The sequence below is a fragment of the Catenulispora sp. GAS73 genome (genome assembly GCF_041262085.1).
GTDB lineage: Bacteria > Actinomycetota > Actinomycetes > Streptomycetales > Catenulisporaceae > Catenulispora.
This window is the reverse complement of the sequence record NZ_JBGCCM010000031.1, coordinates 119,413-132,556: the sequence shown is the minus strand read 5'-3', so window position 1 is coordinate 132,556 and position 13,144 is coordinate 119,413. Positions and strand designations below refer to the sequence as shown.

Here is a 13,144-nt window from a genome sequence, read left to right as displayed (position 1 = left end):
GCGAGAGCTCCCCTCGTTTGGCGCCGTTCCCGACAGCTCCCTACTTCTCCATGAACTTGCTCAGATCCTGCCGCTGAATCGCCGCCGCCATCAGGTCCCCGAACTTGTCCGGCGTGCACGCGAACGCCGGCACCCCCATCGCCGCCAGCGCCGTGGCGTTCTCGCGGTCGTACGCCGGCGCCCCCTCGTCGGACAGCGCCAGCAGCACGATCACCTGCGTGCCGGCCGCCGTCATCTCCGCGACGCGGCGCAGCATCTCGCGCCGGACGCCGCCTTCGTAGAGGTCGGAGATCAGGATGAAGATGGACTCCGTCGGGCGGCTGATCAGCGACTGGCTGTAGGCGATCGCGCGGTTGATGTCCGTGCCGCCGCCGAGCTGCGTCCCGAACAGCACGTCCACCGGGTCCGTCAGCTGCGGAGTGAGGTCCACGACCGCCGTGTCGAACACCACCAGCGAGGTCTTCAGCGACTTCAGCGATGCCAACACCGCGCCGAACACCGACGCGTACACCACCGAGGCGTACATCGAGCCCGACTGGTCGATGGCCAGCACGACGTCGCGCTTCACCGCACGCTCCTTGCGCGCGTAGCCGACCAGCCGCTCGGGCACCACCGTCCGGTACTCCGGCAGGTAGTTCTTCAGGTTCGCCTGGATGGTGCGGCCCCAGTCGATGTCGCTGTGCCGGGGACGGCTGGTGCGCGTGCTCTTGTCCAGCGCGCCGCTGACCGTGGCGCGCAGTTTGGCGCCGAGCCGCTTCTCCAGGTCCTCGACCAGCTTGCGCACCACCTGGCGCGCGGTCTCCTTGGTCTCGGCGGGCATCAGGTGGTTCAGCGACAGCAAGGTGCCGACCAGGTGCACGTCGGGCTCGACCGATTCCATCATCTCCGGCTCCAGCAGCAGCTGGCGCAGGTTCAGGCGGTCGATGGCGTCGCGCTGCATGACCTGCACCACGGTCTGCGGGAAGTAGGTTCGGATGTCGCCGAGCCAGCGCGCGACCTGCGGCGAGGACGCCCCGAGGCCCGCGCTGCGCTGCGCCTGCTGCCCGCCGCGGCCCCGGCTGCGGCCGGTGACGGCGCCGCCGCCGGTCTCGTAGCCGCCCTTGTTGTAGAGGGCCGCCAGCGCCTTGTCCATCTCCAGGTCCTCGCCGGTGAGCTTGCAGCCGGTGCCGTCGTCGTCCCCGCCGAGGACCAGGCGCCAGCGCCGCATGCGCTCGTCGTCGGCGCTCCCCGCGACGCCTGCGGTTTCGAGCGTGTCAGCCATCTGACTCCCCCTTGATCCCCAGCAGCATCCGCACGACCGGCAGCGCGCGGTCGGCACGCGCCCGGTCGAAGCCCGGCGGTTCGGCGCCGGCCGCGACCCCGGCCATCGGGGCCGAGCCGACGGTCCGCGCCAGCTCGCCGATCTTGCGGCGCTCGGGGCCTTCGAAGTTCGAGAACGTACGGCGCAGCAACGGCAGCACGTCGGTGAAGGTGTCCGCGGGGATCCCGGCGATCCACCGGTCCAGCAGCCCCAACAGCACCGGGTCGTGGATCAGCAGCATCGCGCCGCCGGACAGCACACCGTCCAGCCAGGCCGCGGCCTCGGCCGGCGGCACGCCGGGAGTCAGTGCCAGGCCCATCCGGCGGTTCAGCTCGTCGCCGTCGATCTTGGAGACGTCGTAGAGCAGCCGCAGCGCGCGCCCGGCGAGCAGCCCTGTCATGCCCTCACGGTCGGCGACCATGCGCAGCGCGCGGTGCCATTCCTCGGTCGCGGCCGGGTCGTCGAGCAGGCCGACGGCCTGGTGCGTGTTGTCCATCCGGACCCGCATCTTCTGCGCGCCGTCCTCGTCCAGACCGGAGCAGGCCTGCGGGAAACCGAGCGCGATGCGGACCACCAGGGTGTCGGCGACCTTGCGCAGCGCCGCGGTGTCGGTGCCGCGCACGTCCGTGTACCGCAGGGTCCTGGCCAGCGCGGGCAGGGCGTCGGCGAGGTGCGCGACGTCGGTGTCCACCGCGGCCCGGTCGGCCAGCAGGGTCATGATCGGGTCCAGCGCCTCCGGCAGATCGGCGAGCAGGCAGGCCTCGACGACGTCGGTGATCCCGGCCAGCTGCTCGGCGTTCGCCGCGAGGTCCGCGGACTTCGCCGAGGCCGCGGTGACCACCGTGGTGCCCCAGATCGAGGCCTCGACCAGCTTCACCGCGAACTCCGGCTGCCAGTCCAGCGACCAGGTCTCCCAGAACGTGCCGCTGCCCTGGGAGCGGCCCAGCGTGCCCCAGCAGATGCCGAGGATGTTCAGCCGGTGCAGCAGCCGCGACTTCTCGCCGTCGTTGGTTTTGCGCAGGTCCAGCTTGGCCTCGGTCTGGCCGGGCCTGGGCGCGAAGCGCAGCCGCTTCTGCTCCCGGGCCAGGTCCGCGGCCAGCGGTACGACCGGCACGTCCGGCGGCACTTCGCCGAGGTCCTCGCCGATCACCAGCTTGTCCCGGACCAGCGCCATCTGCGTGTCGTAGCCGCCGCACAGCACCGACTGCACGGCCTCGGTGACCTCGGTCAGCCCGGCCAGGGTGCGGCCGCGCAGCGTGGCCAGGGTCTCGGCCAGCCGCGTGGCCTCGATCAGGTGCGCGGAGGAGACCGGCAGGTCCTCGGCGCGGAAGAGTTCCGCGACGCGGACGAGCCAGCGTTCGACTATCTGGTCCGGCGCGGTGAACAGATGGTGGTACCAGCCTGGCGACTCGATGCCCGCGCCGTAGCCGGAACGGAAGGACAGGCGGCCGTGGGTCCACGGGACCCAGGTGGCCGTGGTCTTCGCCTTCTTCGGCAGCTCCTTGAGGATCTTGGCGTCCGGGGCGGCCGGGCCGAGCTCGGCCAAGGCCGGGACGTGGAAGGCGCCGCATATCACCGCGATGCGCCGGCTCCCCGCCTTGATCTCCTCGCGGATGCACTGGCGCATGTACGCCTCGCGCTGCTCGTCCTCCGGACGTGCCTGGTCGCGGACGACGGTCATGGCGTCGGCGATCGCGGCGAAGGAGTCGAGGGCGGAGAAGGTGCCGTCCGCACGTTGCTCGACGACGTCTTCCCACCAGCGCTCCGGGTCGTCGTAGCCGGCGGCGGTGGCGAGTGCGGCGATCGGGTCGGTGCGGATATGTTCGCGCTCGTGACCGCCGCCATCATCCGCGTCTCCCTCCTCCTGGCCGCGACCGTCGTTGTGCCGATCTTCATCTTCTTCGGCGGGCTCTACCTCTACATCCGTCCGGAGCTCCGCGAAGCGATGGCCCGAAGGAAGATCGATGAAGCGGACCGGGATGTCATCCGCGACGCCATACCGCATGGCGACCCACTCGGGGCTGAACTCGGCGAAGGGCCAGAACCCGGCGCGTGAGGGATCGGCGTCCGCGTAGACCAGCAGCGCGACCGGCGGACGCATCGCGGGATGCGCGGCGAGCGGGATCAGCGCGTCGGCCTCCGGCGGACCCTCGATGAGGATCGCGTCCGGCTTCAGCTCCGCCAGCGCCGCCGCGACCGCGCGCGCCGAGCCCGGGCCGTGGTGCCGGATGCCCAGCAGCGTCACCGGCCCTGCCGCCGCCGCGCCGCCGACGGCCGGCGCCGCCTTGGTGGCAGTGTCCGGCATCAGGCGCTGACCTCGCGGCAGCTGCGGTAGAAGTCGGTCCAGCCCTCGCGGCCGCGGGCGACCGTCTCCAGGTACTCCTGCCACACCAGCTTGTCGGTCGAGGAGTCCTTCACGACCGCACCGAGGATGCCGGCGGCCACGTCGGCCGGGCGCAGCGTACCGTCGCCGAAGTGCGCGGCCAGCGCGATGCCGCCGGCCACCACCGAGATCGCCTCGGCCGGGGACAGGGTGCCCGAGGGGGTCTTGAGCTTGGTCTTGCCGTCCTCGGTCAGGCCGCTGCGGAGCTCGCGGAAGACCGTGACCACGCGGCGGATCTCCTCGTGGGCCGCCGGGACCTCGGGCAGCTCCAGCGCCTTGCCGAGGGACTTCACGCGCTGGGAGACGATCTCGATCTCCTCCTCGGCGGTGCCCGGCAGCGGCAGCACCACGGTGTTGAACCGGCGGCGCAGCGCGGAGGACAGGTCGTTGACGCCCTTGTCGCGGTCGTTCGCGGTGGCGATGACGCTGAAGCCCTTCTCCGCCTGCGTCTCCTCGCCGAGCTCGGGGATCGGCAGCGTCTTCTCCGACAGGATCGTGATCAGCGTGTCCTGCACGTCGGCCGGGATCCGGGTCAGCTCCTCGATGCGGGCGATCGCGCCGGTGGCCATCGCGCGCATCAGGGGGCTGGGGACCAGCGCGTCGCGCGAGGGGCCGTGCGCCAGCAGCTGCGCGTAGTTCCAGCCGTAGCGCATCGCCTCCTCGGGCGTGCCGGCGGTGCCCTGGACCAGCAGCGTCGAGTCGCCGGAGATCGCGGCGGCCAGGTGCTCGGAGACCCAGGTCTTGGCCGTGCCGGGCACGCCGACCAGCAGCAGCGCGCGGTCGGTGGCCAGGGTGGCGATGGCGATCTCGACGATGCGCCGCGGGCCGATGTACTTCGGCGTGATGACCGTGCCGTCCGGCAGCGTCCCGCCGAGCAGATAGGTCGCGACCGCCCACGGCGAGAGTTTCCAGCGCGGCGGCTTCGGACGGCCGGAGTCGGCGTCGGCCTTGCGCAGGGCTTCCAGCTCGCCGGCGAAGGCGTGCTCGGCGTGCAGGCGGAGAACGGTCGGCTGTGTCGCCTCGGCGGCAGCGGCGGTGTCAGACATGGAAGGCAACTTTCGGATTTCGGCAAGGTGGCACCCACTCAAGAGTCCACCTTGGGGGAAGGGTTCGGACAGAGTCCAGATCGTTAGACAGGGTCCGGCAGCGTTAAACAGAGTCCAGTTCGGCCAGCATCAGAGCCCGGTCCCGCAGCATCGCCGCGAGGTCGTCCAGGTCCTCGGCCCACAGCGGGAGCTCGGCGCGGATCTCGTCGGCCTTGGCCGTGACCGCGTCCGCGAACGAGGGCGGCATCCAGCGGCCGGCCAGGTTGTCCATGCCGAAGAAGCGGGCCACGTCGTTGCGCGTGGCGTTCGGCAGATAGGCCGGGATCGCGTCGAGCAGGGCCTGGCACACGGCGTCCGGCCAGGGCCGGCCCAGCCGGCTCAGGATGCTCGGGGCGCTGTGGATCGAGTACTGCGACCGGTGGCTCGCCACCACGCTCAGACACCAGCGCTCGGCGGCCTCGTCGGAGAGCAGTTCCAGCATGTCGTTGGAGGCGTTGACGGCGCAGAACGCCTCGGCCCAGCGGGTGTCCTTCTGGCGCAGTGTCGCCGAGCGCCAGCCGCGGTGGCAGGCGTTGGCCTCCCAGCGGTTGGCGGCCGTGGCGCGCATCAGCTCGGCGGGCGTCAGCTCGCAGTACTGCTCCCAGGCGGACAGCGGGGTGGAGGCTATGAGGTCCTCCAGCCAGTACGAGGGCTGCATGCGGGCCAGCCGCCGCTCGTCCTCGGTCTGGACCCAGCCCTCGCCGATGCCGTCCCGGGCCTCGTCCTCGGCGGCCTCGTCCGGCTTGTCCTTCAGCATGACCAGGACTTCGGCGTTCTCGGTGACGACCGTGACCCGCGCGTGCAGTCTCGCGACCATCCGCTCGGCGAACCGGGAGGACGGCAGGGTGGCCAGCAGCCGGACCGCCTCGGCGCGCACCTGCCGCGACTTGTCGTCGAGGGCTGATTCCAGGAACGGCTCGTCCTCCGGCCCGAGACCCACGCCGAGCGCCTCGACGTAGGCCGCACGGGTCTCCGCCGACAAACCCCCCGCGCTCGACCCGGTCTGCGTCCAGGCTTCTTCCACCAGTTCCCGGGCCGAGGCCGGATCCTTGCCGCGGAACCACGTGAGGTAGCCGATGCGCTCGTGCGGCTTGTCGGACAGCCAGGCCTCCGGGTCCGGGGCCGCGGCGTAGCGGGTGAAGGTCGACCACTGCTGGTTCTGCTTGGCCAGCCAGGTGCCGCGCGGGCCGGCCAGCTTCATCAGGTCGGCGCGGACCGCGATGCTGCCCCGGGCGTAGTCGAACAGCGGGGGCAGGAGCTCGGCGGGGGCGCGGCAGCCGGTCTTGGCGGCGGCTCCCAGGTACTCCGGGAGTGCCTCGGAGCGGGACGCCACCAGCGCCGTCAGCCGGGCCGAGGTCGCGCTGGGCAGCAGCGGACGGGCGTCCACCGCCGCCGACTTGGCGGCCGGCGCCGCGCCGTGGCTTTCGGCAGCGTCGGCACTGTCGGCGCCCTCAGCACCCTCAGCGCCGTCGGCGTCCTGCTCGCCGACCAGCTCCGCGGAGTACGCCGAACCGGCGTTGCCGGCCCGCCGCCACGCGCTCATGAGCGCAGCCGAGCTCAGCAGGGCGGCCGCGGGGCTGTCACCGGGCGCGGTGAAGTCTCCGGCGGCCGGCGGGGTGCGACGGTCGGTGCCGACCAGGGCCGTCGAGACAAGGTCCTGCCAGACCTCGGAGCCGGTCTGATTGGAGGCTTCGTTCATGGTGCTCACCGCGCTTCCGCCGAGTAGGAGATTCCTACAGCCTTCGCACTGATGTCCACAGATTGTGCACCACGCCACTGACAACTTAGGGGGTCGGTGGCAATACCCTGAAATTCCCTAATCACCGGGCCTCTCCCGAGGCGCTTCGCAGGGTTCTTCGCTGATCCGTTCACAGCGCGACCGCCGCACCCTCGGCCCACACGGTGAGCGGTTCCAGCCCCGCGTCGGTGTATTCGCCGAACACCGTCACCGGATGCCCGCCGGAGACCGCGAGCAGCCGCCACAGGGCACCCTCCTCGCAGATCAGCGGGACGCGGCGGCCCTCGGCGTCGGCTAGTTCGCCGTCCCGGTCCGGGACCGCGTCCGCGATCACCACCGGCCAGCCCTCCTGCCACGGATCGGTGGCCAGGGCCGCGGCGAACTCGTCGGCGGCAGCTTGCAGAGTGCCGCCCGCAGGCGCCGCCGGCGCACCCGCGGGGTCGAGCTCCCCGGACTCCATCTGCGCGCGCAGCGGAAGCACTTCGGAGTGGAACACCATCTCGGCCCGGTAGACCGCGCCGACCGGCAGCGCCAGCGTCGGCGCCTGCTGCATGGCGCCGAACGCCAGCAGCATCGACATCCGGCCGCTGTCCGCGCCGCGCAGCCAGATCCGGCGCTCGGTGAGCTTGTCGGCCGCGCGATCGCGGGAGCCCAGGACGTGCCAGCGGTCGGCGACGCGCTCTCCGTCGCGGCGCACGACATCGGCGTCGACGGAGATCCCGATCCGCCGCCGCACGGTGTCCTGCATCGCCGGCGGCAGGTCGGGCAGCCGGGTCCAGGCCTGGCACAGCAGGTGCAGCCGGGCGAACTCGGCCAGGACCGCGTCCGGCCAGGCGTCACCGGAGGACGACCGCGCGGAGGTCAGGGTCCGTACCCGGCCCGCGACACCCGGCGCCTGCGCGTCCACCAACCGCTTGGCGACCGGGTCGACGGCCCCGTAGGACAGCGTCGCGGAGTCGCTGATGCCGGCCGCGATCTGATCGGTCAGCCAGCGGTCGAGGTCGGCCAGGCCGTTGCCGATCCGCTCAGCGCGTTGCGCCGCGCGCTTGGCCGCACCCTCGGGGTCGGCGGCGGCCTTCTCAGCCTTGGCGGCGCTACGAGCCGCGGACTTCTCGGCCCGGTCCCGCCGCGAATCGGCCCAGGCCTCGACCCGCTCCGGCGGCGCGTCGGCGGCGGCAACGGTACCGGCCGCCCACAACAGCAGCAGGCCCAAGGCATGCTTGCACGGGAACTTCCGACTGGGGCACGTGCACTGGTAGGCGGTATCCGAGTCGGCCACGGACACCGTGACCTGATACGGCTTGCTCCCGCTGCCCTTGCAGTCCCCCCACAACAGCCGCTCGGCTTCCAGGTACCCGGTCCCCGACCACGGGCCCGGAACCCCGAGCTTCGCACCCGCCTTCTGCGAGGAAGCGTCCGGGGCCAGAGAGTTGACCTGGGCGGCGGTCCAACGTTCTGCCATGCCACGAACACTATTTCAGGGCACCGACAGGGCGGGTGGGGCTTTGTGACGGCGGCGCGCGTCAGGCCGCGTGCGCGAGGTTCGCGTCCACCCAGTCGATGATCTCCTGAGTGGGCGTCCCGGGCGTGAAGATCGCCACGACCCCCATCTCCTTCAGCGGCTCGAAGTCGGCCTCGGGGATGATGCCGCCGACGAAGACCTTGATGTCGGAGGCGTCCTTCTCCTTGAGGATCTCGATCACCTTCGCGCACTGCGTCATGTGGGCGCCGGACAGGATCGACAGGCCGATGGCGTCGGCGTCCTCCTGGATGGCGGTGGCCACGATCTGGTCGGGCATCTGGTGCAGACCGGTGTAGATGACCTCGACGCCGGCGTCGCGCAGCGCGCGGGCCACCACCTTCGCCCCGCGGTCGTGGCCGTCCAGGCCGGGCTTCGCGATGACGACGCGGACCGGAGCTGACTGGCTCATGGCGACTGCCTCCACTAGATGTCCACGGGAAGATCTTCTTTGATCACCCCATAACCGGTTCACACAGTAACCGACCTGGGATGGCGGCTCGGACCGTCCCGCGCTGTGACGGTCCGCACAATCTCCGTGAGGATCATCGGACTTCCTGCGAGAACACCAGTGAACCGCGTGCAAAGGGCGCGCAAAGTCCACCGAACCGTTGTCCGTCCAGGCTCCGAGGCGCTAAAGTCGCGACTCGATAACGGCGCTGTCCCCGCTCCGTTCGCTGATCGGCTGTCCCACGTTCCCAGGAGGTATTGGCCGTCATGGGAAAACATGGTTCGTCCCATTGGGATACCGACTGGGAGGCGGCCATAACGCCTAACGGCGAGGACAGCCTGTACGGTTCAACCGGCGGCTACCAGGCCGTCAACGACTGGTCCGGGGTTTACGAGGTCCCGTCGCAGACCGGCTTCTATGAACAGGCCACGGTCTACGACTACGAGGACGCCACGACCCGGCAGCCGGTCATGGACCAGAGCTATTACGAATCTGTGTACGCGGCGTACTCGGCGCCCCAGCAAGCCCAGCAGGCTCAGCACGTGCCGCAGATGCCCGCTCAGCCGGTCGTCCCCGCGCAGTCGACTGCGCCGGAGTCGAGTCCCATGTGGGACGGGCCCGGATGGCAGGATCCGTACGCGCAGTACGCGCAGCCGCACTATGAGCAGCAGCTCCATGAGCAGCCGCACCACGAGCAGCACCATGCGCCGCAGCAGCAGTACGAACAGCAGCACTACGGCCAGCAGGCGTACGACGTCCCGCAATACGGCGGGCAGCCGCAGTACGAGGATCACAACTTCCACCACCCGGACTTCGACACCGGCACCTTCGAAGCCATCTACGACGCCCCGGGGTCCACCGAGGCCGCGTACGACCTCCTGCCGGACGGTGAAGGCGCTTACGACGCCTACGCGGACGACGGCTACGAGGCCGAGTACGACGACGCGGACTACGCCGCCGACTACGCCGTCGCGAACGAATACGAAGACGACGCCGAGGACTACGCCGGCTACGGCTACGACGATCCCGACGGTTACGACGACCCGGACAACGGGTACGACGATCCCGAAGGCACTGAGGACGCGCCCCTGCGGAGCCGTAGCCGCTCCGGCGGCACTCCCCCGGCCCGTCCCTTCGGCAGCCGCCCTTCGCGGCCCTCTGTGGCCCTCCCCGGCCGCCGCACGCTGCACGCGTTCACCTCGACCCCGGCCGCCGTCGTCGGCGTGGCCGCCGTCGCGGTCGCCGCGGTCGGCGGGCTCCGCCTCCCCGCGACGCACACCGAGACCGCCGCCGACGCGACGAGCCCGGCCACGCCGACCAACGGCCTGGAGCAGAACCTGCTCCAGATGCGCGCCGCCAGCGCCAACCTCGCCGACCGCGCGACGCGCAGCGAGCAGCGCAGCGAACTGGTGCAGCAGCAGGCGCTGGAGAAGCAGCGGCTCGCCGAGATGGCGCAGAAGTACTTCCTGCCGGTCCAGGACTACGTGCTGACCGCCGGCTTCGGCCAGGCCGGCGACCGCTGGGCCAACCTGCACACCGGCCAGGACTTCGCCATACCGACCGGCACCAAGGTGGTCGCGGTCACCGACGGCACCGTCACCGAGTCCGGCTGGGCCGGCCCGTACGGCTATCGGATAGTGATACAGCATCCGGACGGCAGCCAGACCTGGTACTGCCACCTGAGCGTGATGAAGGTCCGCAGCGGCAAGGTCTCCGCCGGCCAGATCATCGCCCTGTCCGGCGACACCGGGAACACCACCGGGCCGCACCTGCACTTCGAGTACCACCCGCCGGGCCCCGCCGACCCCGGCAACGGGGTGCCGGGCGCGTCCACGGCGGTGGACCCGATGCCGTTCCTGCGGGCCCACGGCCTGATATAGAAGGCGGCGACGCGTCGAAGGGCCCGGGTTTCCCCGGGCCCTTTCGTCATGCCTAGCTGGTGCCGCTCTGTGAAAGTTCCGGCTCAGAGCTTCTGCACCGGCGCCATGGTCAGCAGCAGCGTCCGCACCCCCGACGACCCGAAGTCGATCGTCGCCTCGTCGCGCTCGCGGCCGCTGACCGCGACCACCGTGCCCATGCCGAAGGAGTCGTGGATGACGCGGTCGCCCGGGTCCAGGGAGATCACCTTCACCGGGCCCTTGCGCTGCTGGAAGCCCCGCGTCGTGCCGCGGCGGTCGCCGAAGGGCGAGCGCTCGGCGGTCTTGGGCTCCGGGGCCGTGCGCTCCCACTCGACCAGGGTCTCCGGGATCTCGCCGAGGAACTTCGACGGCGGGTTGTACTGCGGGGCGCCCCAGGCCGAGCGGTAGACGGAGCGGGAGACGTACAGCTGCTCGCGGGCGCGGGTGATGCCCACGTAGGCCAGGCGGCGCTCCTCCTCCATCTCCTTCTTGTCGCCCATGGAGCGCATGTGCGGGAAGACGCCGTCCTCCATGCCGGTGAGGAACACCACCGGGAACTCCAGGCCCTTGGCACTGTGCAGGGTCATCAGGGTGACCATGCCCTCGTGGTCCTCGCCGTCCGGGATCTGGTCGGAGTCGGCGACCAGGGCCACGCGCTCCAGAAACTCCGGCAGCCGGCCCTCGGGCTGGGCCTGCTCGAATTCCAGGGCCACGGCCAGGAGTTCGCGCAGGTTCTCGATACGGGTCTCGTCCTGCGGGTCGTCGGAGTCCTGGAGCTCCTGCAGCAGGCCCGTGCGTTCCAGTATCGCTTCCAGGACGTGTGCGGGCCCGTATTCGGTGGCCAGCTCGCGCAGCTCGTCCATCATCTGCGTGAACCCCTGGACGGCCTTCACCGAGCGCGCGGCCAGCGCCGGCGCCTCGTCGGCGCGGCGCAGGGCGTCGCCGAAGGAGATGCGGTCGCGCGCGGCCAGCCGCTCCAGCGACTCCTCGGCCTTCTCTCCGATGCCGCGCTTCGGCGTGTTCAGGATGCGCCGGACCGAGACGATGTCGTCCTCGTTGGCCAGGGCACGCAGGTACGCCAGCGCGTCGCGGACTTCCTTGCGCTCGTAGAAGCGGACGCCGCCGACCACGCGGTAGGGCAGGCCGACGCGGACGAAGATTTCCTCGAAGACCCGGGACTGCGCGTTGGTGCGGTAGAACACCGCGACGCCGCCGTACGTGGTCTCCTTGGCGTCGGAGAGGCGGTCGATCTCCTCGGCCACGTACTGCGCCTCGGAGTGCTCGTCGTCGGCGACGTAGCCGGTGATCAGCTTGCCGTCGCCGGAGTCCGTCCACAGGTTCTTCGCGCGGCGGCCCTTGTTGTTCTCGATGACGGCGTTCGCCGCGGACAGGATCGTCTGCGTGGAGCGGTAGTTCTGCTCCAGCTTGATGACCTTGGCGTCCGGGTAGTCGCGCTCGAACTCGATGATGTTGCGGATCGTGGCGCCGCGGAAGGCGTAGATCGACTGGTCCGCGTCGCCGACCACGCACAGCTCGGCCGGGGGCAGCTCCTCGGCCGCCGCGCCCGCGCCCGCGTCCTCGGCCGGGCCGCCGCCGACCAGGTCGCCGTCCGCGGTGCGCTTCTTGTGCTGCCCGACCAGCTCCTTCACCAGCTGGTACTGCGCGGTGTTGGTGTCCTGGTACTCGTCCACCAGGATGTGGCGGAAGCGGCGGCGGTAGTGCTCGGCGACCATCGGGAACGCCTGGAGCAGGTGCACCGTGGTCATGATGATGTCGTCGAAGTCCATCGCCTTGGCGGCGGTCAGCCGGTCGGAGTACATCCGGTAGACCTGCGCGAGCTGGCGCTCGGCCTCGGTCTGCGCGCGGCTGGAGAAGGTGTCGTGGTCGACCAGCTCGTTCTTGAGCTTGGAGATCTGGCCGAGCATCGAGCGCGGCGTGGTCTTCTTCGGGTCGATCTCCAGATCGCGCAGGACCATGGTCATCAGGCGCTGGGAGTCGGCGGTGTCGTAGATCGAGAAGTTGCTCGGCAGGCCGGCGGTCTTGGCCTGGGCGCGCAGGATCCGGACGCAGGCCGAGTGGAAGGTCGAGACCCACATCATCCGGGCCCGCGGGCCGACCAGTTCCTCCACCCGCTGGCGCATCTCGGCGGCGGCCTTGTTGGTGAAGGTGATCGCCAGGATCGAGCCGGGGTGCGCGTGCCGCTCGCCGACCAGGTAGGCGATGCGGTGCGCGAGCACGCGGGTCTTGCCCGAGCCGGCGCCGGCGATGATCAGCAGCGGTCCGCCGGCGTGCAGCACCGCCTCGCGCTGCGGCTCGTTCAGGCCGTCGAGGAGCTTGCGCGCGGCGGCCGACTCCTCCGGCGGGACCCACGCGTCCTCGGGCTCCTCCCAGCCGTCCCAGCCCTCGCGCTCGGCGTCGGCCTCGTCGGCCCAGGCCGGTGGTTCGGGCAGCGTGCGGTCGGTGTGCCGCTCCTCGCCCGACCCTCGCTGCTCCCGGATCTCGTCGAGCATCGGAAACAACGGCAGGGCGCCCGGGGCGAAGAGGGAAGAACTCACTCCAGAATTTTCGCAGACCGCACCGACAACGCGGGAGTGGTCGCCGAGATGGGGCGGTCACCTGGGCCGATGCGCGTGCCGCAGGCCGCGCTGGGGGGATTCGGCCGGTGCCGCCTCCGAACGATCGATGCTTCGGTACCCGGAACACCCGCGGCCCCGCCGGCGTTGCGCCGAGTGGTGAGCATCCCGCTCCCGCCCGCGAGTACGCCCGGTAC

At 71.0% G+C, this 13,144-nt stretch carries 8 protein-coding genes; 1 reads left to right on the top strand and 7 read right to left on the bottom strand.

What is annotated here, in order from left to right; translation table 11 throughout:
• Positions 1–40: 40 nt before the first annotated feature.
• The 6 genes from ABH935_RS37345 to ABH935_RS37320 form a co-directional block, all read right to left on the bottom strand.
• Positions 41–1,261, bottom strand: a complete 1,221-nt coding sequence (locus ABH935_RS37345; RefSeq protein WP_370382691.1) for a VWA domain-containing protein — start codon at positions 1,259–1,261, stop codon at positions 41–43.
• On the bottom strand, positions 1,254–3,605 hold the full coding sequence (locus ABH935_RS37340) for a DUF5682 family protein (RefSeq protein ID WP_370382690.1): 2,352 nt from the start codon (positions 3,603–3,605) through the stop codon (positions 1,254–1,256). The genes ABH935_RS37345 and ABH935_RS37340 overlap by 8 nt, the downstream gene beginning before the upstream one ends.
• A complete protein-coding gene (locus ABH935_RS37335; RefSeq protein ID WP_370382689.1) occupies positions 3,605–4,729 on the bottom strand; it encodes an AAA family ATPase in 1,125 nt (374 codons plus the stop codon). Before ABH935_RS37335 ends, ABH935_RS37340 begins: the two co-directional genes overlap by 1 nt.
• A gap of 103 nt (positions 4,730–4,832) precedes the next feature.
• Positions 4,833–6,467 carry a DUF5691 domain-containing protein gene (locus ABH935_RS37330; RefSeq protein ID WP_370382688.1) on the bottom strand — a complete coding sequence of 545 codons (1,635 nt, stop codon included), beginning with the start codon at positions 6,465–6,467 and terminating at the stop codon, positions 4,833–4,835.
• Between the two features lie 169 nt (positions 6,468–6,636).
• The gene (locus ABH935_RS37325) at positions 6,637–7,968 is read right to left on the bottom strand and encodes an SWIM zinc finger family protein (RefSeq protein WP_370382687.1); all 1,332 of its coding nucleotides are present in this window, start codon (positions 7,966–7,968) and stop codon (positions 6,637–6,639) included.
• 61 nt (positions 7,969–8,029) lie between these two features.
• Positions 8,030–8,437, bottom strand: a complete 408-nt coding sequence (locus ABH935_RS37320; protein WP_370382686.1) for a cobalamin B12-binding domain-containing protein — start codon at positions 8,435–8,437, stop codon at positions 8,030–8,032.
• Between the two features lie 305 nt (positions 8,438–8,742).
• On the opposite strand from ABH935_RS37320, the gene ABH935_RS37315 reads away from it, so the two are divergent.
• A complete protein-coding gene (locus tag ABH935_RS37315) occupies positions 8,743–10,356 on the top strand; it encodes a M23 family metallopeptidase (protein WP_370382685.1) in 1,614 nt (537 codons plus the stop codon).
• Between the two features lie 83 nt (positions 10,357–10,439).
• On the opposite strand, the gene pcrA is transcribed toward ABH935_RS37315, so the two are convergent.
• Positions 10,440–12,884 carry a DNA helicase PcrA gene (gene pcrA, locus ABH935_RS37310; RefSeq protein WP_370382709.1) on the bottom strand — a complete coding sequence of 815 codons (2,445 nt, stop codon included), beginning with the start codon at positions 12,882–12,884 and terminating at the stop codon, positions 10,440–10,442.
• Positions 12,885–13,144: the final 260 nt, after the last annotated feature.

Coding starts and splice junctions, on each gene's coding strand:
- ABH935_RS37325 (WP_370382687.1), bottom strand. CDS start 7,968: ATGGCAGAACGTTGGACCGCCGCCCAGGTCAACTCTCTGGCCCCGGAC.
- ABH935_RS37345 (WP_370382691.1), bottom strand. CDS start 1,261: ATGGCTGACACGCTCGAAACCGCAGGCGTCGCGGGGAGCGCCGACGAC.
- ABH935_RS37330 (WP_370382688.1), bottom strand. CDS start 6,467: ATGAACGAAGCCTCCAATCAGACCGGCTCCGAGGTCTGGCAGGACCTT.
- ABH935_RS37335 (WP_370382689.1), bottom strand. CDS start 4,729: ATGTCTGACACCGCCGCTGCCGCCGAGGCGACACAGCCGACCGTTCTC.
- ABH935_RS37340 (WP_370382690.1), bottom strand. CDS start 3,605: ATGCCGGACACTGCCACCAAGGCGGCGCCGGCCGTCGGCGGCGCGGCG.
- ABH935_RS37320 (WP_370382686.1), bottom strand. CDS start 8,437: ATGAGCCAGTCAGCTCCGGTCCGCGTCGTCATCGCGAAGCCCGGCCTG.
- ABH935_RS37315 (WP_370382685.1), top strand. CDS start 8,743: ATGGGAAAACATGGTTCGTCCCATTGGGATACCGACTGGGAGGCGGCC.
- pcrA (WP_370382709.1), bottom strand. CDS start 12,884: ATGCTCGACGAGATCCGGGAGCAGCGAGGGTCGGGCGAGGAGCGGCAC.